Source organism: Pseudomonas sp. BP8 (assembly GCF_017875955.1).
Classification (GTDB): Bacteria; Pseudomonadota; Gammaproteobacteria; order Pseudomonadales; family Pseudomonadaceae; genus Aquipseudomonas.
This window is the reverse complement of sequence record NZ_JAGINK010000001.1, coordinates 1134107-1157112: the sequence shown is the minus strand read 5'-3', so window position 1 is coordinate 1157112 and position 23006 is coordinate 1134107. Positions and strand designations below refer to the sequence as shown.

Sequence of the window (23006 nt, the reverse complement as noted above, 5' to 3'; positions counted from 1 at the left end):
GCGGCATCGCCGGGTGCAACCGACCATCGCGCCTGGCTTGAGCCTGCCGGGGCCGCTTCGCAGCCCTTTCGCGACACAAAGCCGCTCCCACAGGATTGTCGCGGGCCATAGACTCGCGTTGTACCTGTAGGAGCGGCCTTGTGTCGCGAAAGGGCTGCGCAGCGGCCCCGGCATCAATGAAGACTAAAGCGTAACTTCAGGACGACCGAGACCACGCCCCTAACGCTTCTTGCCAAAAATCGACTTAGGCGCCCGGCCAAAGTAGCGGGTAAACGCCACGGTGAAGTTGTTCGGGTACTTGTAGCCCACCTGCCACGCCGCCTGCGCCACCTGCTGGCCGGACTCGAGCAGGGTCATCGCCTTGCGCATGCGCAGATCCAGCAGCATCCGCGCCGGGGTCGAATCGAACAGGTAGCGAAAGCCTTCCTTGAGCTTGTGCTCGTTCATCCCCACCGCCGTGGCCAGGTACTCAACGGTCAACGGCTGGTGCAACTGCTCGCACAACAGGTTGCGCGCGCGTTCGATGCGCTCGATCTCGCTGGTACTCAGCGGCGAGGCGACACTCTCTTGCGGCGCCAGCAGGTTGAACTGCTCGGACAACAGGCTGAGGGTATGAATATGCAGGTCGAGCCGGTTCGACGGGTTGAGCAAGCCCGGCTGCAGATAGCGCACCAACGCCGCCGCATGCGCCTGGGCGGCCTTCGAGCTGGGGCGAAAATCCAGCCGGTGCAAGCGACCACTGCCCAGCACCTGGGCCGCGCGCTCCTCGCCGACATACTTGCACAAGGTCGGTTGGTCGATCACCAGGCGCAACTGTGAGGCGGTTTCATTCGCTTGGTAACGGCGCTCGCCGGGCGTCGCCCGAAACGCGGTAATGGTGGTGTGCCCCGCCTCGAAAGCGAGGTGGTTGCCATCCTTGCCGGTGAATCCGGACTTACCCTGCAGGCCAATGGTCACCACCATCACGTGGCCGTCATGCGGACCACAGGTTTCCTCGATCAGTGGGCGGGTCGGGTGGTAGTGCAGGCGCCCCAGCGACAGGCCCTGCTCGAGCTGCAACAGCTCCGAATAGCACTGGCCGACCTCCTCGCCCAGCTGCATGCGCAGACGCCCGTCGGCCAGCACGCTGCGCTGCCGGTCCTGATCCAGGCCGAGACGGCAATTCCCTTTCATTGTGGTCATGGCGACCTCCCTGAGCAGCCACGAGCCGCGATTCGCATAGAAACGACTCCGGCTCGCATACTTATACTGAATGATTCTCATTTAATATATATCACCTTTTTCAGTGATTCGGCCATGACTTGTTTCGTTTCACCTGAGCGGCCAACGACAGGGAGTTACCGTGCCTCAACGTGCAAAGCTGACACCGTGCAGCGCGTACCCGACCTATAAAGCGGGTGCGCGATGAATTCCGACTACCAGGATCTGCGTACTGCCCACCCCCTCCAAACCTGCTGGGACCTGCAATTAGGCGGCCTCGGCGCCGACGCCCTGCGCGTCGCCCTCGAGTGCGGCCTGTTCGATCAGCTGCGCGAGTTCGCCAGCGCCCAGCACACCGCCACCGCCCTCGCCCTGGACAGCGGCGCAGCCGGCTACCTGCTCGAACTGCTGTGGTGCCTGGGCCTGCTCGAACGCGACCAGCAGCACCCACCGCGCTACCGCAATCTGCCGATGGCCGAGCTGCACCTGCGGGCCGAGGCCAGCGGCTACTGCGGCGATGCCTTGCTGTTTCGCCATCGCGTGCTGCGCCAGACCGGCAATCAGCTCGGCGATTACCTGCGCAACGGCATGACGCCGCCGCCGCTGAGTTCGCCGACCATCGCCCAGGGCTGGGCCAATGCCGCCCGCCTGCAGATCGCCCAGGAGCAGCGCGTGGTAACCAGCGAGGTCGCCTGCGCGCTGATCGAGCGCCTGCCCGAATGCGCCCAGTTGCAACGCGTGCTCGACCTCGGCGGTGGCCCCGGGCTGGTCGCCATCGCCCTGGCCGAGCGCCTGCCGAACCTGACCGGGGTGGTCTTCGAGTACCCCGAGACCGCCGAGGTGGCCGAAGACAACATCCAGCGTGCCGGCCTCGGCGAACGCCTGCAGGCGGTTGGCGGTGATCTCAATCACGACGATATCGGCAGCGGCTTCGACCTGATCTGGTGCTCGTCGGTGCTGCACTTCGTCCACGACCTGCCGGCCATGCTCCGCCGCCTGCACGCGGCGCTGCGCCCCGGCGGGCTGCTGCTGTGCTGCCAGGCCGAAGTGCCGGACGAGCGCCAAGCCGCTGCGCAGGTGCTGCCTTATTACCTGCACATGCGCCTGCAAGGGCGCCACGTGCTGGCCGAAGGCGAACTGGCGCGCCAGCTCCAGGGCGCCGGCTTCAGCGCGGTGCAGCAACTCAACGGACTGCGCTTCCCGGTGACCCCGGTCAACGCCGTCATCGCTCGCAGAGCCCAAGGGTAAACCGATGAACCGCACTCGAATCGCCGGCCTGCAACTGCTGTTTGGCTGGCTCAACATGGCCCTGGCGGTACCCAGCATCTACCTGATGTTCGGCATGCCGCTGGTGATGCGCCAGTACGGCTGGAGCGGCACCGAAATCGGTCTGTTCCAGCTGGCCGGGCTGCCCGCGGTGTTCAAGTTCCTGCTCGCCGTGCCGGTGCAGCGGGTGCGCCTGGGCAAGGGCCACCTGGTCCACTGGATGCTCCTGCTCGCCTTGGTGCTGCTGGTCCTGTACTGGCTGATCGGCCGGCAGAACCTGATCGAGCAGCGTCTGCCGCTGTTCGCCATGACCTTTGCCATCAGCATCATTGCCACCTGGATGGACATCCCGCTGAACGCCCTGGCGGTGCAGTGGCTGCCCCGTAGCGAACAGCTGCGCGCCGGTAGCATCCGCTCGGCGGCGCTGTTTCTCGGCGCGATCATCGGCGGCGGGGCGATGCTGCTGGTCCAGGACCGGCTGGGCTGGCAGGCACCCTTCGTGATCATGGGCGCGGCGCTGGTGCTCGGTCTGCTGCCGCTGCTGGCCCTGCGCAAGCGGGCCCAGCCGCTCGAGCCGGAAGCCGCCGCACAGCCGGGTTTGGTCGCCGACTGGATGAGCTTCTTCAGCCAACCGGCGGCACGCCAGTGGACCTGGGTGCTGCTCACCGCCTTTCCGTTCATCGGCGCCGCCTGGCTCTATCTCAAGCCGCTGATGCTCGACCAAGGCATGGCCATGCAGGACGTGGCCTGGCTGGTGGGCATCGCCGGCGGCGCCACCGGGGCCGTGTCGAGCCTGCTGTTCGGCCGCCTGATACCGGTGTTCGGCACCGCTCGGGCCATTTTCCTGTACCTGCTGGCGGCGCTGCTGGCGCTGGTGCTGCTGACCGTCAGCGTCTGGCTGCGGCTGGGGCCGAACTGGTTGATCGCCAGTGTGCTGCTGCTGGCGGCAAGCATGGGCGCGGTGTCGGCGTTGATGTTCGGCCTGACCCTGTTCTTCAGCCGCCGGCACCGCACCGCCAGCGACTACGGTCTGCAATCGAGCCTGTTCGTCATCAGCCGCCTGGCCGCGCCGGTGGCCGCCGGGCTGCTGCTCGACCGGCTCGGCCACCACGGCATGCTCGCCTGCCTCAGCGGCGGGCTGCTGCTGGCCCTGTTGCTGGCCTGGCGAGTACGCCACCGCATTGCCGGCAGCGCCGAAGCGCTGCTGGCCAGCGAACGCCGCGCCACGCCTGGCGCGTTGACTATCGTCACCGAGGGTAAACCATGACACACCGGACCGTCGGCATCTGCCTGGTCAGCCGCGACAGCGCGCTGCGGGAGGATGTGCACGCAGTGCTGGAGCGGCTCAACCACTGGTTGGGCCACGAGACCCCGCGGCACAGCCAGCATTGGCCGGACAACGACCGGCAGTGCCTGTACCGCCAAGTCGCCGAACAGGCCCAGGCTTATGTGCGCGCGCATGCCAAGGGCCATGCCCTGTACCTCGACCTGCAGCTGTTCGGCGATGCCGACGCCGCGCGTTCGGCCCTGGCGGCGGCGGACACCAGCGACAGCGACTATGTGCTGTTCGACACCCGCCAGCTCGACCAGCAGCCGGACCACGACCCGCTGGTCGAATTGCTCGCCGCGCAGCCGCAGGCCAAGCGTTCGCCCAGCTCGGCGCTGCTGCTGTGCAGCCAGGACGACCTCGGCCACTGGCTCAACCGGCTCGGTGGCAACCGCCTGCTGCGGGTGCCCCAGGCCGAGCAGCAGCTGCGCCGGGCCGACCTCCTGCGGCTGTTCGTCGACCACCTCGAACACGCCTACTTCAACCGCCTGCTGTCGCGCACCACGCTGCAGTCCAACGAGCCGGTAGCTCTGGCCCGCGACATCCAGAAGCGGATGAACGCGCGCTGGGCCGCTCAGTGGGATTGCCACTTCTTCACCGGCTCCATGGTCGCCGGGTTCATCGACTCGATGGGCGGTTTGCTCAAGGACAGCGGCAGCGGTTTCTACACCGCCAGCAACGAGCACGCCCTGGCCGTCAGCGCCCTGGCTGGCTGGCAGTTGTACCGGCGTGCGTACGTGATCGTGATGACCTCGGGGATGCTCGACGAAATGCGCGGCACCCTGGCCAACCTCAAGCGTGCCGGTGCGCCGGGGCTGGTGATCTGCGCCGACTCGGCGGAGACAGTCTGGTACGCCTTCCAGGGCAGCCTGGACAACGACAACGACGGCCACCAGGTAATCGCCGCACGCGGCCTGTGGCAGCGTTTCATCCGTCGTCCGGAAGAGTCGCGCGCCAGCGTCGAGGCGGCCTTCGCCTCGCTCGATGGGCAACCGGCGCCGACCTTCCTGTTCGCCACCCAGGCCGTGCTCGAATCGCGGGTCGAAACCGGCCCACAGGATCAACTGGCACCCGCGCCGAGCCCTGAACTGGCCCTCGATGCCCGCCAACGCGCCGCCCTCGCCCAGGTGCTCGAGGTGCTCAACAACGAGCCGGCGCGCATTCTCTGGCACTGTGGCCGGCTCACCGACAGTGAGCGCCAGCGGGTCATGGCCCTGGCCCGGCGCAGCGGCATCGCCCTGGCCGACAGCATCATCGCGCCTGGCAGTGTCACCGGTTATCAGGACCAGGAGCCGGTGCTCAACTACCTTGGCCCGCTGTCGATGTACGGCTTCAGCCGGCGCATCCATGCCTTCCTCGAACAGCCCGAGGCCGAGCATGGCAAGCCTTGGCTGTTCTTCATCAAGGGCAAGATCGACCAGTCGGCCACGCCCTACTCCGAAGGCCGCCTCAAGCGCCTGTTCCATATCGCCCAGGTCAACCGCCAACGCGCGCACATTTCGCCGTTCACCGACCTCGCCCTCGACCTGCCGCTGAGCACACTGCTCGACTACCTCGAGCAGCATCTGGCCGTAGCACCGGCGCTGTTGCAGGCACGCCGCGAGCGCCTGCAACGGCTGCAGCGGACCCGCGAAGCGTTGCCGAGCGACCAAATCGAAACCCTGCCGATGACGCCGAACTTCTTCTTCAATCGGCTTGGACAGTTGCTCGCCGAGCTGATCGAGCGGGACGGCTACCGCTACACCGGCGTGTACGACGTCGGCCGCTGCAGCATCTCGGCGATGCGCAACCTGCCGCGCACCGACGCCGGCTTCTCCGGCTGGTACGGCCGGGCGCTGATGGGCGATGCGTTGATGTCGCTGCCGTACATCGCCCTGAACAACCGTCAGCACGTCCTGGCGTTTATCGGCGACGGCGCACGCGCGCTGGTGCCGGACATCGAGCAGCGCCTGGCCATGTCGCTGGCCAGCAGCGCCGACGCCGGCCAGCGCAACGTCACCGTGATGTACCTGGCCAACGGCGTGCTGTCGATGATCCAGACCTACCTCGACAAACGCTACGCCTGCCACGGCGCAGCGCAGGTCAACGTGCCGCTGGCCACTGGTCCGGCCTGGGACGAACAGGCCTTCGGGCCGATCCGCGTGTGCCGCGCGCGCCTGCTGCAATTCTGCCCCACGACCCTGCGCCAGGCCCTCACTGCACCTGGCCGGCTCAACTTCTTCGACGTCTGGCTCGGCCACAATTCGGAGGGCGATGGCTTGAGCCTGGTCTCCGAAACGGCCTGGAGCCGCCTCAACACAGAGACCCTCTGATGAAATTCGGATTCATTGCCCACCCCACCTCCTCCGGTCTGCTGCACCAGGTCAAGCTGGTCGACATGCTCGACCGTACCCTGGAGGAGCAGGCCTGGGGCTACAGCAGCGAGCGTTGGCGCCAGCGCAACCTGGTGCCCTTCGTCGACTTCGGGCGCATCGTCAGCGCCTGTGGCGCCGAGTGTTCGGGCATCCTCCAGTTCATGCCGCTGACCGCCGAGCAAATGCTACGCCAGCCACGCGCCATCGCTGAACGGGTGCTGCAAGGGGTCAACGCGCTCAAGGCCGAGGGCGCCGACCTGGTCGGCCTCGGTGGCTTCACGGCGATCGTCGGCAACCGCGGCGTGGCCACCATGGAGCAGGCCGACGTCGCCGTGACCACCGGCAACTCGCTGACCGCCTACGCCGCCTATGCCAACCTGCTGGACAGCCTCGAACAGCTGGGCGTGGCCGCCGAGAACGCCGAAGTGGCCGTGCTCGGCTACCCCGGTTCGATCGCCCTGGCCGTGGCGCGCCTGCTCGCCGAGCACGGCTGCCGCCTGCGCCTGGTGCACCGCGGCAACCCGCGTCAGGCGCAGGCGCAGCTGGAGTACCTGCCGGCCCAGTACCACCCCCAGGTCAGCCTGCACGACAGCGTCGAAGACTGCTACGCCACGGTGCGCTTCTATGTCGCCGCGACCTCCAGCGGCGGCCTGATCGACCCGCGCCGGCTGCTGCCGGGTTCGGTGGTGATCGATGCCGCGCTGCCCAAGGACGTGATGGACGTCGCGCACACCCGGCGTGACATCCTGCTGGTCGACGGCGGCCTGGTCTCGGCCAGCCAGGCGGTGCACCTGGGCCTGCGTACCCTCGGCCTGGAGCCCAAGCGGAGCATGAACGGCTGCCTGGCGGAGACCATGATCCTCGCCCTCGAAGGCCGTGCCGAACCCTTCTCGATCGGCCGCGACCTGCCGGTGGACAAGGTCCTCGAGATCGGCCGGATTGCCGAGCGCCACGGCTTCACGCCGTCGCCGATGGCCAGCGACGGCGAGGCGCTGGGCAGCGACGACTTCGGCCGCCTGCGCCGCCACCATCACGGCCAGCGACCGGTACGCGTCAGCGACGCCAAGGACGACCCGCTGACCCTGCGCCGCGAAGTGCTCAACAACTTTGGCGAACACATCAACCCGGTGCTGCGCGAGTTCTACCAGTTCAACCACATCGAGCGGGTGTTCAGCCACGGCGAAGGCTGCTGGCTGACCGACCTCGACGGCCGCCGCTACCTGGACTTCGTCGCCGGCTATGGCTGCCTCAACGCCGGGCACAACCATCCGGCGATCAGCCAGGCGCTGCAGCACTACCTGCAAGCGCAGTTCCCCACGTTCATCCAGTACCTGTCGGCGCCGCTGCACGCCAGCCTGCTGGCCAAGCGCCTGGCCGATCTCGCCCCGGGTGACCTGCGCCGGGTGTTCTTCAGCAACTCCGGCACCGAGGCGGTCGAGGCCGCACTCAAGCTGGCGCTGGCCGCCAGCGACAAACGCAGCGTGGTGTATTGCGACAACGGCTACCACGGCAAGACCCTCGGCGCCCTTTCGGTGACCGGCCGGGCCAAGCACCGCACGCCGTTCGAGCCGCTGCTGCCGCGCTGCGACAGCCTGCCCTTCGGCGACCTGCAGGCGCTGCGCGAACGCCTGACCAAGGGCGATGTGGCCGCCTTCATCATCGAGCCGATCCAGGGCGAAGGCGGCGTGATCCTGCCGCCTGAAGGCTACCTGGCCGGGGTCCGCGCGCTGTGCGACGAGTTCGACTGCCTGTGGATTCTCGACGAGATCCAGACCGGCCTGGGCCGCACCGGCAAGCTGTTCGCCTGCGACTGGGAGGCGACAGCGCCCGACATCATGGTGCTGTCGAAGTCGCTCTCCGGCGGGCTGGTACCCATCGGCGCGACACTGTCGCGCGAGTCGGTGTGGCAGCGGGCTTACGGCGACATCGACACCTTCGCCCTGCACACCTCGACCTTTGGCGGCAACAACTTCGCCGCCGCCGCCGCGCTGGCCGCACTCGACGTGCTCGAACAGGACGATCTCACCGGCAACGCGGCGCAGGTCGGCGCGCACCTGCAGCAGGGCTTGCAGCAGGTGGCCGCGCGTTACCCGTTCATCAAGGCGGTGCGCGGGCGCGGGCTGATGCTGGCGATCGAGTTCCACAACGACATGAGCGGTGGCATCGAGGCGCTGGTGCGGGAAATGGCCGGGCGCATTCCCGGGCACCCCGGGGCCACCTACCGGATGCTCTCGGGCAAGGCCCGGCGGCATCTGCAGGCGGCCATGGTCGAGCTCGAGCAGAGCCTGGAAGACATGTTCGTGCTGCGCCTGATGACCAAACTGTCCGAAGAGCACGGCATCCTCACCTTCGTCACCGCCAACAACAACCGGGTGATGCGTATCCAGCCGCCGCTGGTGTTGAGCCTCGACGAAGCGCAGCGCTTTCTCGCGGCGTTTGCCAGTGTCTGCGAGGACCTCGCCACCTTCGAGTCTTGAGGTTGACAGTGCCGGCCTCTTCGCGGGGCAAGCCCGCTCCTACACGATCAGCGCAATCCCTGTAGGAGCGGGCGTGCCCCGCGAAGAGGCCGGCACTCGTTCCCTGCCCCAACGGCATGCATAGTTTTTTCACGCCACCTCATACGAATCCCCCTACAGACCGGATTGAAACTGCCAGCATCACAATTGAAAATAGTTCCAGTTCGTATCTACTGAATGGAAGAAAGCGATATGACCCTACCGCCGCTGGTCGAACCCGGTGCCGAGCTCACGCGTGAAGAAGTGAACCGCTACAGCCGCCACCTGCTGATCCCCAACCTCGGGGTGATCGGCCAACGCCGCCTGAAAAACGCCAAGGTGCTGGTCATCGGCGCAGGCGGCCTGGGCTCGCCCGCCCTGCTCTACCTCGCCGCCGCCGGCATCGGCACCCTCGGCGTGATCGATTTCGACCGGGTCGACGAGTCCAACCTGCAGCGCCAGGTGATCCACACCGTCGAGAGCATTGGTGACCTCAAGGTCGAAAGCGCCCGCCAGGCCATCGCCCGGCTCAACCCGCTGGTCAAGGTGATCACCCACAACGAACGGCTCGAGCCGGACATGGCCGTCGCGCTGTTCTCGCGCTACGACCTGATCCTCGATGGCACCGACAACTTCGCCACGCGCTACCTGGTCAACGACGCCTGCATCCTTGCCGACAAACCCTACGTGTGGGGCTCGATCTTCCGCTTCGAAGGCCAGGCCTCGGTGTTCTGGGAAGGCGCGCCGGACGGCCGTGGCCTCAACTACCGCGACCTCTACCCTGAGCCACCACCGCCGGAGCTGGCCCCGTCCTGCTCGGAAGGCGGCGTGCTCGGCGTACTCTGCGCGGCCATCGCCTCGATCATGAGCACCGAAGCGATCAAGCTGCTGACCGGCATCGGCGACCCGCTGCTGGGCCGCCTGATGGTCTATGACGCCCTCGAGATGAGCTACCGCGAGCTGCGCATCCGGCCCCTGCGCAACCGCCAGCCGGTCACCGCGCTGTCCGACTACCAGGCTTTCTGCGGCCTCAACACGCCCTCGGCGGGCAACGATCACAGCGTACCGCTGATCAGTACCCAGCAGTTCAAATCGCTCAAGGACGCGGGCAAGGCACCGGTGCTGATCGATGTTCGCGAACCGACCGAATGGGACATCGTGCACATCGACGGCGCCCTGCTGATGCCGAAGAGCGCTGAGGTCGCGGCGCAGATCATCGAACGCTTCGGCCGCGACACCGAACTGGTCATCACCTGCAAGTCGGGTATGCGCTCGCAGGCGGTGTCCAGTGACCTGCGCAAGCTCGGCCTGGACAAGGTGCGCAACCTTGAGGGCGGCGTGCTGGCCTGGGTCCGCGATATCGACCCGGCGCTGCCGAGCTACTGAGGGCGCGGGCATGCCATTGCGCATTACCCGTAAGGCACTGGAGCAGATCCGCCGGCAGGCCGCCGCCGACCATCCGATCGAAACCTGCGGGGTGATCGCTGCGGCCTGTGGTTCGCGGCTGGCCGAGCGGGTGATCGCGATGCGCAACCAGGCGGCCTCGCCGACCTGGTTCAGCTTCGACCCGCGCGAGCAGTTGCGGGTCTGGCGAGAGCTCGACGAGCACGACGAGGAATGCCGGGTGATCTACCACTCGCACACGGCCAGCGAAGCCTGGCCGAGCCGCGACGACATCGCCCATGCCCTCGACCCCGAACTGCACTACCTGATCGTGTCGACCTGGCCGGGTGCCAGGCACCCGCTGCGCAGCTTTCGTATCGTCGACGGGCGGGTGTTCGAAGAGCACCTGGCGATCCACGAATGAATCAACGTGGTGGCCCACAGACGGGCCGCCAGGACACCACTTCAAAGGAGATTCACATGTCGGTTTCAGTCATGGTTCCAACCCTGCTGCGTCCTCTCACCCAAGGCCAGAAGAAGGTCGAAGCGCAGGGCGAGACGGTGCGCCAGCTGATCGACCAGCTCGACAGCCGCTACCCCGGGATCAAGGCCCGCCTGGTGCATGAGGACGAGGTGCATCGCTTCGTCAACATCTACGTCAACGATGACGATATCCGCTTCGCCGACGGCCTGGCGACCGCGATTGCCGCGGGTGACAAGCTGACCGTGCTGCCGGCGGTGGCCGGCGGCTAACCAGCCGCGGTTGATTCAGTTCGGGCCTCTTCGCGGGGCAAGCCCGCTCCTGCACGATCACCGCAATCCCTGCAGGAGCGGGCTTGCTCCGCGAAGAGGCCGACCCCAACACCCTCCATCCCCAAGGTAACCCCACATGTCCCGTATCCTGCACGAAGGCGGCCTCGCCTGGCGCAGCGGCCCCTGCCTGCCTGCGTGGCAGAGCCTGAGCGCGGCCCTGGCCCGCCAGGGTGAGTGCCTGGGCCTGCGTCACAAAGACAGCCAAGCCGGCCCTGACAGCCCGGCGCTGCAACTGCTGCACCCCGATCTGCGTCCGCTGCAGACCCGCCTCGTCGGCTTGCCCGGGTTGCCGCTGGAGCTGTCTACCGAATTCACGCTCCAGGCCGCCTGTGGTCTCATGTCGGTGCACGGCCGCGCCAGTGGCAGACCCCAGGCGCTGGGCGTGAACTATCTCGCCACCCTCAACGCCGCGCTGGCCTGGCAGGGCAGCCTCGCCGCCGCCGTTGGCCAGTTGCGCGGCGGCCGCTTCGCCAACGTCGAACTGGCCCCGGCCGGCGGCGCCCTGCTGAGCATCGGCCAGTACCTCGCCGGTGCCACCGCGCCAGAAGACCCCGAGCAGCTGCTGCCCGGCCAGGACGATGCCCTGGCGCGTCCGCCGTTCATCTCGGCAGACGGCGTGCTGTTCGAGCTGGAAACCCTCGACAGCCAGCCTTGGCGGCGCTTCTGGAGCACGCTTGAGGTCAGCGACACAGTCGCCGGCAAGGCTTGGCAGCAGTTTCTCCTGCGCTACGCCCGCGCCGTGGCGCCGATGCCCGCCGAGTGCCTGGATGCCGTGGCGCGCTTGCCGCTGGCGCGGATCCAGGCGCTGGCCCAAGACTGCGGCGTGGCCCTGGTGCCGGTGCGCAGCCCGCAGCAGCGCCGCGCCGATGCCGACCATGCGGCCAGCGCAGCCGCCCCGTGGCAGATGCGCCACGGCCCGGCCGCCACGCCGCGCGTGCGCAAGGCGCCGGGCAAGCTGCCGCTCGAAGGCATTCGTGTGCTGGAGTCTTGCCGACGCATTCAAGGCCCGCTGGCCGGACACCTGCTGTCACTGCTCGGCGCCGAGGTGATCCGCCTGGAGCCGCCCGGAGGTGATCCGCTGCGCAACATGCCGCCGTGCGCCGAGGGCTGCTCGGTGCGTTTCGACGCACTCAACCACCTGAAGCGCGTGCGCGAAGTGGACATTAAGTCAGCCCAAGGCCGCGCCGAGATCCACGCGCTGTGCGCCGAGGCGGACGTGTTCCTGCACAACTGGGCGCCGGGCAAGGCCGCCGAACTGGCGCTGGACGCGGTCGACCTGCACGCCGCGCAACCGTCGCTGATCCATGCCTATGCCGGAGGCTGGGGCGATGCCCAGGTCGACGCACCGGGCACCGACTTCACCGTGCAGGCCTGGTCGGGGGTCGCCTCGCGCATCGCCAGCGCCTCCGGCACCCGTGGCGGCACCCTGTTTACCGCGCTCGACGTGCTTGGCGGGGTGATCAGCGCCCAAGGCATCTGCGCGGCGCTGCTCGAACGCGAGCTGCATGGCCACGGCAGCCAGGTGCACAGCTCGCTGCTGGGCGCTGCCGACCTGCTGCTCGACCCGCACAGCGGCGCGCTGTCGCCGAGCCTGCTGCAAGGGGTGTTCGCCACCGGCGACGACCTGCTCGCCATCGACTGCCAGACCCGCCAGCAACACCAGGCACTGGCCCGCCTGCTCGGTGGCGAAGCAGACCCGCGCCGCCTGCACGAGCAACTGCGCGGCGCCGGCAGCGAACACTGGCTGAACGCCTGCCTGCAAGCCGGGATCCCCGCCAGCGTCGTCCATGAAGACCTCGCATTGCTCGCCACCGACCCGCGTCTGGCGCCGAGCCTGACCCAGCGCGCCTATCGCTCTGTTCAATCTCCGTGGAGTTTCACATGAATACTGCCGGCATCATTGACCTGGTTCCACTGCACACCCGCCGCCGCTGGACTGAAGACGGCAGCTACCCCAACCAGGATGTGTTCAGCCTGTTCCGCCAGCGTGTCGCGCAGTCGCCGGACAAGGCCGCAGTGCTCTCGCCAGAGGGCAACATCAGCTACGCCGAACTGCTCGACGCTGCCCTGCGCCTGGCCAGCAGCCTGCGCCAGGCGGGCATCGTCGCCGGCGACGTGGTCGCCTATCAGCTGAGCAACACCTGGCGCTGCTGCGCCATCGACCTGGCGGTGGCCGCGCTGGGCGCAATCGTCGCCCCCTTCCCGCCGGGGCGCGGCAAGCTGGATATCCAGGCGATGGTTCGGCGCTGCGACGCCCGCGCGGTGATCGTCCCGCAAACCTACGCCGACATCGCCCTGTGCGAAGTGATCGAGTCGCTGCGGCCAACCTTGCTCTCGCTGCGCGTGCTGATCGTCGATGGCGAGCCGCGGGCTGGCTGGTCGACCCTCGACGCTTTGCTCGACCAGCCGCCGCTGGACCTGGCCAGCCTGCCCAAGGTCTGCCCGGATTCGCCGGTGCGCCTGCTGGTGTCGTCCGGCACCGAGTCAGAGCCCAAGCTGGTCGCCTATTCGCACAACGCCCTGGTCGGCGGCCGTGGCCGCTTCCTGCAGCGCATCAGCGACGACGGCGCCGAGTTCCGCGGCCTGTATTTGGTGCCGCTAGGGTCGTCGTTCGGCTCGACCGCGACCTTTGGCGTGCTCAGCTGGCTCGGCGGTTCGCTGGTGGTGCTGCCGCGCTTCGACGTCGGCGAGGCGATCAAGGCCATCGAGCAACTGCGCCCAAGCTTCATCCTCGGCGTACCGACCATGCTCCAGCGCATCGCCGCCGACCCGGCCCTGGCCAGCATCGACAAGTCCAGCCTGCGCGGGTTGATCTGCGGCGGCTCGCTGATCGACGAAGCAACCGTGCTGCGCTGCACCGAGAACTTCGCCTGCGGCTTCATCAGCCTGTACGGCTCGGCCGACGGTGTGAACTGCCACAACACCCTCGACGACCCGATCGACGTGGTCCTGGGCAGCGTCGGCAAACCCAACCCGGCGGTCTGCGAGATCCGCATCGTCGACGACCTCGGCCGCGAACTGCCACAGGGCGATGTCGGCGAGATCACCGCGCGCGGCCCGCTGAGCCCGATGCAGTATGTCAACGCCCCGGAGCTCGACGAGCGCTACCGCGACGCCGAGGGCTGGGTGAAGACCGGCGACCTCGGTTTCATCGACAACCAGGGCTACCTGGTGCTGGCTGGGCGCAAGAAGGACATCATCATCCGTGGCGGCGCCAACATCAGCCCGGTGCAGATCGAAGGCCTGGTCATGGCCCACCCCGACGTGGTCACCGTGGCCTGTGTGCCGGTGCCCGACGCCGACCTCGGCCAGCGCGTGTGCCTGTGCGTGACCCTGCGCGAAGGCGTGGCCAAGTTCGCTTTGGCCGACATCAGCGCGTTTCTGCGTGAGCAGGGCCTGGAGGTCAACAAGCTGCCCGAATACCTGCGCTTCTATCGTCACCTGCCGCTGACCCCGGCCGGCAAGATCGACAAGCGTGCGCTGGCCGCCGATGCCGCAGGGCTCAGCGAACCGGCCCGGCAGGCGGGCTGAGGCATGGCCATGAGTGCGATTCCCGACCTACAGCTGGCGCAGCGGGTGCGCCGCTTCGTCGAGCAGGAGATCCTCCCGCGCGAGCTCGAACTGGGTGCCTGCGACGCGGCGGCGGCCGTGCTCGCCGCCGCCCTGCAGGACCAGGCCAGGGCCGCCGGGGTGTTCGGCAACTTCTACCCACGCGCCGATGGCAGCCGGGCGCTGCCGTTGCTCGACTACCTGGCAATCGCCGCCGAGGAAGGGCGCAGCGAATTCGCCCCGGCGATCCTCGGCTGCGACGCCAGCCTCGACGCCTACATGCTCGGCCGCCACGCCAATGCCGAACTGCGCGAGCGGTTCTTCCTGCCGTTGCTGCGCGGCGAGCTGGTGCCCTGTTACGCGATGTCCGAGCCCGATAGCATCGGCTCGATCCCGGCGACCCTGGCCAGCCGCGCCGAGTGGCACGGCGAGCACTGGACGCTGAACGGCCGCAAGTGGTTCATCTGCCGCGCCGGCCGCGCCGACTTCGCCACGGTCATCGCGCGTACCGCCGATGGCCCCTTGCAGCAATCGCTGTCGATGCTGGTAGTACCGACCGACAGCCCCGGCTTCGCCTTCGTCCGGCCACTGGCGCTACTTGGCCGGCAACAGGGTCAGGGCGAGCTGCTGTTCAAGGATGTGCAGGTCAGCCCGCAACAGGTGCTTGGCGCCCCCGGCGAGGGCATCGCCCTGATGCAACGCCGGCTCGGCCTCGGCCGGCTGCTGCGCGCCGCGCACTGGCTGGGCCTGGCACAACGCTGCTTCGACGACCTGTGCGCCCGCGTGCATTCGCCCCGCGGAGCCCAGGCGCGACTGGCCGACAAGCAACTGGTGCGGGCCCGGGTCTATAAAGTGTTCCGCGAGATCGCTGCGGCGCGCGGCCTGCTGGCGGACGCTGCGGCCAAGTTCGACCGTGGCCAGGCCAACGCCATCGAGGTCAACCTGGCCAAGCTGGCGGCGTCCGACGCGCTGTCCTCGGCGGTCGACTCAGCGGTGCAGGTGATGGGCGCCGAAGGCCTCAGCGAGTTGTCGCCACTCTCGGGGATCTACCGCAACGCGCGCACCACGCACATTCTCGACGGCACCGACGACGCGCTGATCAGCACCCTCGGCCGTGACCTGCTGACGGCCACCGCGCCGGGCCGGGCTTTCGACTGCCGCTCCCCCTCGCTGCTGCTGGACAAGGTGACACCATGAACAAGCACGCGGCGCTCGCCGCCCTGCTGACCTGCGCCATGGGCCTGCCGATGATGGTGTTCTACGCCCTCGGCGTGCTCGGCCCGCAACTGATCGCCGAGCTCGGTATCGACCGTGAGCAGCTGGGCTGGTTGACCACCAGTGCCTTTGGCCTGGCGGCACTGCTGTCGCCCTGGGCCGGTGCTCTGGTGCAACGGATCGGCTCACGCAATGGCCTGCTGGCATTGTTCCTGCTGGTGGCGCTGTCGTTCAGCCTGATGGCGGTGCTGCCTGGCTTTAGCGGGGTGGTCATCGCCCTGCTGTTCTGCGGCGTCGCCCAGGCCCTGGCCAACCCCGCGACCAACCAGGCGATCGCCCTTGCCGAGGACGCGCCCAAGGCTTCGCTGGTCGGCCTTAAGCAGGCTGGGGTGCAGGTCTCGGCGCTGATCGCCGGCCTCGCCCTGCCGCCGCTGAGCGCTTGGCTCGGCTGGCGCCTGGCGCTGGCCTGCTGGGTGCCTTTGGCGCTGCTCCTTGCGCTGCTGGTGCCATTGCAGATAGCGGCACCGGCTGCCGGCCCCAGGCCTGCAATGCGCCTGGCCAAGGCCAATGGCTGGTTGCTGCGGCTAATGGCGATTCAAGGCTGCGCGGGCTTGTGCCTGTCGGCCTTCATTACCTTTTTCGGCGTGTATGCCAATAGCCTGGGAGTGGATGCGGCGAGCATCGGCCTGATGGTCAGCGCTTTCGGCGTGATGGGTATCCTCTCGCGCCTGCTGTTGACGCCCCTGGGTGCAGGTCTCAAGGATGAGACCGTGTTGCTCGGTGGGCTGTTTATCTTTGCCCTGGGCACGGTAGTGGTCATGCAACAGGCAGCGCCGCAGCGCCATTGGCCGTTGTGGGCCGCAGTGGTGGGCATGGGCCTGAGCCTCGTGGCGAGCAATGCGGTGGCGATGAGCATGCTTCTGCGCGAGCCACGTTTCGGCGGCGCGGCGAGCAGTGCCGGCTTGCTGTCGCTGGGATTCTTTGGCGGTATCGCTATCGGCCCACCGCTGTTTGGCGCGCTGCTGCGCCAGCCGGGTGGGTTCTCTGCGGCCTGGTCATTGTTGATTTTCGCGTTATGCGTTGGCGCCGTACTGTGCCGAAGCCTGTACCGCGCCCGTCGTTCACAGGAGCTCAGCAGCCATGCCGGAACAGCGTAAGCGACGGGCAGCGATCAATGCGCTGCTCAAGCAACTGGACAGCATTTCGCGACAGTGCGGCGAACAGTTTCCACTGTATCGCCTGCCCCGTGACAAGCAGTGGAAGCTCTCCCGCCGTGGCTCCTGGCTCGGCGGGTTCTGGACCGCGCTGTGGTGGCGTCGCGCGGCCTTCACCGAGCTGAGCGAAGACCACGACCAGGCGGCGTTCTGGTGCCGTCAGCTGGTCGCCCAGTTAGACGAGCCAAGCCTCAATCGCAGCTTCGTGTTCTGGTATGGCGCCGCCCTCGGCGGCCGACTGGCCGAAGCCAATGAAGCACGGCAGCTGGCCTGCCGCGCCGCAGACGCCCTTGCCCGGGATTATCACCCAGAGATCGGCGGCTGGCCGCTGGGGCCGGGCATGGGCGGGGGCGACAAGGGCCGTGTGACCCTCGACATCGACGCCCTCGCGCCGACCCTGGCGCTGATGCACCTGCAGCGTGATGCCGGGCAGATCGCCATGGCCCGCAACCACCTCGAGCTGTGCCTGCGGACCTTGCGCACGCCAACCGGCGCCTGGGCCAGTTACGCCCGATGGCAGGCCGATGGCAGCTTTCAACAGGGCCCGGCCGGGCAATGGGCACGGGGTCAGGCGTGGGCCATGCTCGGCCTGGCGGAAGCGGTCGGCTTGTATGGCGGCGTTTATGCCGACGCGGCCCGTGAGGCGTGCGAGTACTGGGTACGCCGCTGGGGCGAGAGCGCCAGCCAGGGTGCGCTCAAGGCTGATGAAGCCGACCCGTGCGCGGTGGCGATTGCCTCGGTGGCATTGTTGCGCCTATGGCAGTGCCTGCCGGGTATGAATGACTGGCGCGACCTGGCCTGCCGACAGATTGCCGCGCTGCTCTCGGCCGAGGTCCAGCAGGGGAGTTTTGTCGGGCATTTCTACCGCGTGGGAGCGGAGCAGGAGCAATTGGTCGAGTCGGCGTGTGCGACGTATTTTCTGGTCGAAGCGTTGCTGACCCAGGATCAAGTGCTGGCGTTGCGGGGAGGGATTGCCGGCTGGTAGCCGGGGCGCGGCCCCCTCATGCACTGGGGCCGCTTGGCGGGCCAATCAGCTCAGTAAGCTGCTCATGAATTTCTTGTCAGGCGGCCACTTGAGAAACAATTTCGTTTACCATTGTTTCCAAATATGTAGCCGTAAGCGAGGAAGTACCCGCATGACGATCCGTCCGCAAATGCTGATGCGCAGCCTGGCCGCCGCCGTCCTGAGCCTGGTGATCGGCGCTCCGGCAGCCATGGCAGACGCCCCGGTCAGCCTGACCCTGTACAACGGTCAGCACAAGGAAATCGGCGAAGCCATCGCCAAGGCCTACGAGGCCAAGACCGGCATCCATATCAATATTCGCAAGGGCAGCAGCAACCAGCTGGCCAGCCAGATCATCGAGGAAGGCGACCGCTCGCCGGCCGACGTCATCTATACCGAAGAGTCGCCACCGCTGAACAACCTCGGCGAACTGGGCCTGCTGGCCAAGATCGACGACGCCACCCTGAACATGCTGCCCAAGGAATACGTCGCCGCCAACGGCAGTTGGATGGGCGTCACCGCGCGTACCCGGGTGGTGGTGTTCAACCCGAAGAAGATTGACGAAAAAGACCTGCCGCAATCGGTGATGGACTTCGCCGACCCCGAGTGGGACGGCCGTGTCGGCTTTGTTCCGACCAGCGGCGCCTTCCAGGAACAGGCCGTGGCCATTCTCAAGCTGCACGGGCGTGAAGCCGCTGAAGAGTGGCTGACCGGCCTGAAAGCCTTCGGCAAGACCTACACCAACAACATGGTTGCCCTGAAGGCCGTGGAAAAAGGTGAAGTCGACGCCGTGCTGGTCAACAACTACTACTGGTACGCCCTCAAGCGCGAGCGCGGCCAACTCGACTCCAAGCTGTACTACCTGGCCGACGGCGACGCCGGTGGCCTGGTGACCATTTCCGGCGCCGCCGCGGTCAAGGCCAGCAAGCATCCCAAGGAAGCCCAGGCTCTGCTCAACTGGATGGCCAGCGAAGAAGGCCAGCGCGTGATCACCCAGACCACCGCCGAGTACCCGCTGCACAAGGGCATGGTCTCCGACCAGGGCCTGAAGCCGTTCGAAGACCTGCGCCCACCCAAGATCACCCCAGCCGACCTCGGTAACGCCGAAGAAGCCCTGGAGCTTGAGCGCGAGGTCGGTCTGCTCTGATGACTGCCGTCCTGCACCCTGCGGCCCCCGCGCGTTTCGTGCCACGCCGCAAGCGCCCCTCGATCTGGGTGGTGCTGCCTGTCTTGTTCCTGGTGGCGATGAGCTTGCTGCCATTGCTCTACGTCGCCCTCAAGGCCTGGGAGGCGGGTTGGCAGGAAGCGCTGCACCTGCTCTGGCGGCCGTTCGTGTGGGGCTTGCTGCGCAACACGATGCTGCTGATGGTTGGCGTCACCCTGGTGTGCATGGTGGTCGGCCTGGCGCTGGCCTGGCTGCTCGAGCGCAGTGACTTGCCCGGGCGCCGCCTGTGGGGCGTGGTGCTGTGCCTGCCGTTCGCGGTGCCGTCGTTCGTCAGCAGTTTCACCTGGGTATCGCTGAGCTCGGACTTCGAAGGCCTGGGCGGGGCGATCATGATCATGGCGCTGTCCAAGTATCCGCTGATTTTTCTGCCAGTGGCGGCAACCCTGCGCAACGTCGATACCTCACTGGAGGAGTCGGCGCGAACCTTGGGTTGCAGCCGCTGGGGGGTATTTCGCAAGATCACCCTGCCACTGCTGTGGCCGTCGATGCTCGGCGGCGCGCTGCTGATCGCCCTGCATATGCTGGTGGAGTTCGGTGCGCTGTCGATCCTTGGCCTGCAGACCTTCACCACGGCGATCTACCAGCAGTTCGAACTGGAGTTCAGCAACGCCAACGCGGCGATGCTGTCAGCGGTGCTGCTGGCGCTGTGCCTGGTGATGCTGACGCTGGAACTGCGGGTCCGTGGCAAGGCGCGTCATGTGCGGATCGGCCAAGGCGTCGCGCGGCGCGCGCAGCCGGTCAAACTGCGCGGCTGGATGGCGCTTGGGCAGCTGTTCTGTCTGGGCCTGGCGGTACTTGGCAGCGGTATCCCGCTGGCCATGCTCGGCTACTGGCTGAGCGTTGGCTCGTCGGCGGCCTTCCCGGTGGGTGAGATCAGCCAGGCGCTGTTCACCTCGCTGTCGGTATCGCTCGGCGGCGCAGGCTTGTGCGTCGTTCTGGCGCTGCCGATCAGTTTTTTGGTGGTGCGCTACAAGGGCCGCCTGGCGATCTGGGCCGAGCGCCTGCCGTATCTGCTGCACGCCCTGCCGGGGCTGGTGATTGCCCTGACTCTGGTGTTCTTTGCCCTGCACTATGTGCCGGCGCTGTACCAGACCACGGCGTTGCTGCTGCTGGCCTATGCATTGCTGTTCTTGCCGCTGGCGCAGGCGCCGGTGCGCACGGCGCTGAACAAGGCCTCGCCGACTCTCGAAGAGGCTGCGCGGACGCTGGGCGCGAGCAGCTTCAGTGCGTTCTGCCGGGTGACCCTGCCGATCATCTTTCCGGCGCTGGCGGCGGCTTTTGCGCTGGTGTTCCTCGATGCGATGAAGGAGCTGACGGCGACCCTGCTGCTCAGCCCGACCGGCATGACCACGCTGGCCACCGAAGTGTGGGCGCATACCGCCAACGTCGAGTTTGCTGCGGCGGCGCCTTATGCGGCGTTGCTGATCGTGGTGTCGGGGTTGCCGGTTTATCTGCTGACCACGCGGATGTACCTGAACCGGGCGTGAAGCTTTTGGGGCCGCTGCGCGGCCCTTTCGCGACACAAGGCCGCTCCCACAGGTACCGCGTCAATCCACCCGCGGCGCTGCCCTTGAGCGGCCTTGCCGGGGCGCCAGACCGGTCGGAAACCAGGGCGAAGCCCTCGCCAAGGCCCTCACGCCCTGAACTGCCCCAGGCTGGCGCGCAATTGCCCGGCCAGATCATCCAGCACTTTGCTGCTCGCCGTGGTCTGCATCACCACCTGCGCCGATTGCTCGGCCTGCGCATGAATCGTCTCTACCCTGCCCCGCACCGCCTGCGCACCGTGCGCCTGCTGCTCGGCCGCGCGCGTGGCCAGGCCAATTGCCGCATGCACCTGCTCCACCGCCGCCTGCACCGACTGCTGCCGGCGCTCGTTGTCACGTAGCACCAACAAGCCTTCGCTGGCCTGGCGCCCGGCCTGGCTGATGGTCGCCACCGCTTCCTTGGCGCCTTGCTGCAAGGCCGTGATATGGGCCTGGATATCGCCCGTAGAGCGCTGCGTCTTGCTCGCCAACGCCCGTACTTCATCGGCGACCACGGCAAAACCACGCCCGGTCTCACCAGCGCGCGCGGCTTCGATGGCAGCATTGAGCGCCAGCAGGTTGGTCTGCTCGGCAATACCATGGATCACCGTCAACACCACCTCGATCTGCTCGCTCTGCTTGGCCAGGCGCTCGATCACCTGGGAGCCGGTGTCGACCTCGCCGGCGAGGGTCTCGATCAGACCGGCGAGTTGGGTCGAGGTCCGGCTGTTTTCGTGGGTGGCCTGGCGGATATCCACCACCTGCTGCAAGGCGGCCTGCATCGCCTGACTTTCGGCTTGGGCCTCGTCGGCCATGCTCGACAGGTCACGCAGGCTGGCGGCCACTTCGTCGCGCTGGAGTGCGGCGGCGGCATCGGCGCCGGCGCTGCGCTGGGTCATGACGCCGATTTCGACCCCGGTGCGCTGGGCCACTTCGCCGGCCTCGCGGACGATCGGCTGCAGCTTGTCGACAAAGCGATTGACCGCCGAGGCCATGTCGCCGATCTCGTCGCGACTATCGAGGCTGACCCGCTTGGTCAGGTCGCCATCGCCGGCAGCCAGGTCGTCGAGGGCGGCGATCAGCAAGCGTAACTTGCTCACCACCCGCCGGCCGAGCACCACAGCCACCACCAGCAGTACGCCCAGGCCAACCAGGACCAGACCCAGACCAATCCGCCAGCGCAGCTCGCCAGCGGCATCGCGCACACTCTGGGCGGTATTGGCCTGCATCGCGGTGGCGCTGCCCTGGGCGGTTTCCAGGCGTGCACGCAGGGCCTTGCCGCTGTCGGCGGCGGCCGCACCGAGGCTCTCGCCAACCAGCTGTTCGCCACTGCCGATCAACGCCACAAAGCGCTCATCGAGGGCTTTGAGTTGTTGTTCGACGCCCGCCGTGGAGACACCCATCAGGACCTTGCCGATCTCTGCGCCGTTGGGGTTGATTGGCGCTTCGACGAAGTACACCGACGGGTCCTTGCGCGCCGCATCAAGCACCTTGTCCAGCGCTCGCTCTCCCTGCCCCTTGTCGATCAGGGCTTGGTTGATCGGGTTCTGCCGATTGAGGTAGCGGGTCAGGTGCTGGCCTTGCGCGTCGTCGTAGATCACGAACAGTACGTTGGGGTTACGCTGAGCGCGCCGCGCGAAGTCGGAGAGCACCGGTACGTCGTTGTCCCAGATCGCTCGCGGCGCGACCGAGGCGAGCAGCTCGGCCATGTCATTGGCGGAATCCTTGAGGTTTTGCTCGAGGGTGGCACGCAGTTGCTGCTGCTCGCTTTGCAGGCGCGTCGAGAGACCGCTGCTCAGGCGCTGACGAGTACTGCTGGAGAGGCTGTCGAGGCCGGCGCGCACATCCTGCCCGGCGAGTTCCAATTCGGTGGCGAGCTTGCGGCTGTCTACACCCAGGCGTTCACTCAGATCGGCCTCCAGTGCGGTGACGGTGCTCCGGGTCAGCGCAACGGCGACCAACACCTGCACCAAAAGAGCGATACCCAAAGCAACAAACACGGGGCGCAACAGGCGGCTTCGTAACAGTGAAAGGATGGCGGACACGGTGAAACCCTCGTACTTCTGGCGCCACTATTTTGATGGCATCCACAAAGCGTTCATACAGCAAGGGTTGTGCCGCATTGGTTGGCTGGCGCGCAGGATTCTTCGTGCGGCAAGCCCGTGCCTACAGCGAGCGCTGTCGTTCAAACAGCTTGTGTAGCACGCCCCAAAAGGTTCTTCTGCATCCGGCCCCTACGCTGCGCTTCGGAGTTCCCTCGCTCCGGTCTCCTAAAGTCGCGTAGTTACGGGCGGCGTTTGGGCTGGCGTTGTTTTTGATAGTGGCAGTTGGGGTGGATATTCGGGCCTCTTCGCGGGACAAGCCCGCTCCTACAGGTACAGCGCTGAATTCAAAATCGGCGCAAATCCTGTAGGAGCGGGCTTGCCCCGCGAAGAGGCC

At 67.2% G+C, this 23006-nt stretch carries 16 protein-coding genes; 14 read left to right on the top strand and 2 right to left on the bottom strand.

What is annotated here, in order from left to right; genetic code table 11:
• Positions 1 to 219: 219 nt before the first annotated feature.
• On the bottom strand, positions 220 to 1182 hold the full coding sequence (locus J3B00_RS05005) for an AraC family transcriptional regulator (RefSeq protein ID WP_245362490.1): 963 nt from the start codon (positions 1180 to 1182) through the stop codon (positions 220 to 222).
• 222 nt (positions 1183 to 1404) lie between these two features.
• Between J3B00_RS05005 and J3B00_RS05000 the strand changes: the two genes are divergently transcribed.
• The 14 genes from J3B00_RS05000 to J3B00_RS04935 all read left to right on the top strand — a co-directional run bounded on the left by J3B00_RS05000 (position 1405) and on the right by J3B00_RS04935 (position 20531).
• A complete protein-coding gene (locus J3B00_RS05000; protein ID WP_209864898.1) occupies positions 1405 to 2448 on the top strand; it encodes a class I SAM-dependent methyltransferase in 1044 nt (347 codons plus the stop codon).
• A 4-nt stretch (positions 2449 to 2452) separates the two neighbouring features.
• Positions 2453 to 3733 carry an MFS transporter gene (locus tag J3B00_RS04995; RefSeq protein WP_209864894.1) on the top strand — a complete coding sequence of 427 codons (1281 nt, stop codon included), beginning with the start codon at positions 2453 to 2455 and terminating at the stop codon, positions 3731 to 3733.
• Positions 3730 to 6105 (top strand): thiamine pyrophosphate-binding protein, encoded by a 2376-nt coding sequence (locus J3B00_RS04990; protein WP_209864890.1) that lies wholly within the window; start codon positions 3730 to 3732, stop codon positions 6103 to 6105. Before J3B00_RS04995 ends, J3B00_RS04990 begins: the two co-directional genes overlap by 4 nt.
• A complete protein-coding gene (locus tag J3B00_RS04985) occupies positions 6105 to 8624 on the top strand; it encodes an aminotransferase class III-fold pyridoxal phosphate-dependent enzyme (RefSeq protein WP_209864877.1) in 2520 nt (839 codons plus the stop codon). The genes J3B00_RS04990 and J3B00_RS04985 overlap by 1 nt, the downstream gene beginning before the upstream one ends.
• Before the next feature lie 231 nt (positions 8625 to 8855).
• On the top strand, positions 8856 to 10028 hold the full coding sequence (gene moeB, locus J3B00_RS04980) for a molybdopterin-synthase adenylyltransferase MoeB (protein ID WP_209864874.1): 1173 nt from the start codon (positions 8856 to 8858) through the stop codon (positions 10026 to 10028).
• Between the two features lie 10 nt (positions 10029 to 10038).
• Positions 10039 to 10449: a M67 family metallopeptidase gene (locus J3B00_RS04975; RefSeq protein ID WP_209864871.1), complete on the top strand. Its 411-nt coding sequence runs from the start codon at positions 10039 to 10041 to the stop codon at positions 10447 to 10449.
• Between the two features lie 56 nt (positions 10450 to 10505).
• Positions 10506 to 10778, top strand: a complete 273-nt coding sequence (locus J3B00_RS04970) for a MoaD/ThiS family protein (protein ID WP_209864869.1) — start codon at positions 10506 to 10508, stop codon at positions 10776 to 10778.
• 136 nt (positions 10779 to 10914) lie between these two features.
• Positions 10915 to 12723, top strand: a complete 1809-nt coding sequence (locus J3B00_RS04965) for a CoA transferase (protein WP_209864867.1) — start codon at positions 10915 to 10917, stop codon at positions 12721 to 12723.
• On the top strand, positions 12720 to 14369 hold the full coding sequence (locus J3B00_RS04960; RefSeq protein WP_209864864.1) for a class I adenylate-forming enzyme family protein: 1650 nt from the start codon (positions 12720 to 12722) through the stop codon (positions 14367 to 14369). The genes J3B00_RS04965 and J3B00_RS04960 overlap by 4 nt, the downstream gene beginning before the upstream one ends.
• Before the next feature lie 3 nt (positions 14370 to 14372).
• On the top strand, positions 14373 to 15584 hold the full coding sequence (locus J3B00_RS04955; protein WP_209864861.1) for an acyl-CoA dehydrogenase family protein: 1212 nt from the start codon (positions 14373 to 14375) through the stop codon (positions 15582 to 15584).
• Positions 15581 to 16759, top strand: a complete 1179-nt coding sequence (locus tag J3B00_RS04950) for an MFS transporter (protein ID WP_209864858.1) — start codon at positions 15581 to 15583, stop codon at positions 16757 to 16759. Before J3B00_RS04955 ends, J3B00_RS04950 begins: the two co-directional genes overlap by 4 nt.
• Positions 16743 to 17801: a glucuronyl hydrolase gene (locus J3B00_RS04945; RefSeq protein WP_209864856.1), complete on the top strand. Its 1059-nt coding sequence runs from the start codon at positions 16743 to 16745 to the stop codon at positions 17799 to 17801. Before J3B00_RS04950 ends, J3B00_RS04945 begins: the two co-directional genes overlap by 17 nt.
• 151 nt (positions 17802 to 17952) lie before the next feature.
• The gene (locus tag J3B00_RS04940; protein ID WP_209864855.1) at positions 17953 to 18966 is read left to right on the top strand and encodes an extracellular solute-binding protein; all 1014 of its coding nucleotides are present in this window, start codon (positions 17953 to 17955) and stop codon (positions 18964 to 18966) included.
• Positions 18966 to 20531, top strand: coding sequence for an iron ABC transporter permease (locus J3B00_RS04935; RefSeq protein ID WP_209864844.1), 1566 nt, complete (start codon positions 18966 to 18968; stop codon positions 20529 to 20531). Before J3B00_RS04940 ends, J3B00_RS04935 begins: the two co-directional genes overlap by 1 nt.
• A 146-nt stretch (positions 20532 to 20677) precedes the next feature.
• Here J3B00_RS04935 and J3B00_RS04930 read toward each other — a convergent pair whose 3' ends face one another.
• The gene (locus J3B00_RS04930) at positions 20678 to 22612 is read right to left on the bottom strand and encodes a methyl-accepting chemotaxis protein (protein WP_209864842.1); all 1935 of its coding nucleotides are present in this window, start codon (positions 22610 to 22612) and stop codon (positions 20678 to 20680) included.
• Between the last annotated feature and the right edge of the window lie 394 nt (positions 22613 to 23006).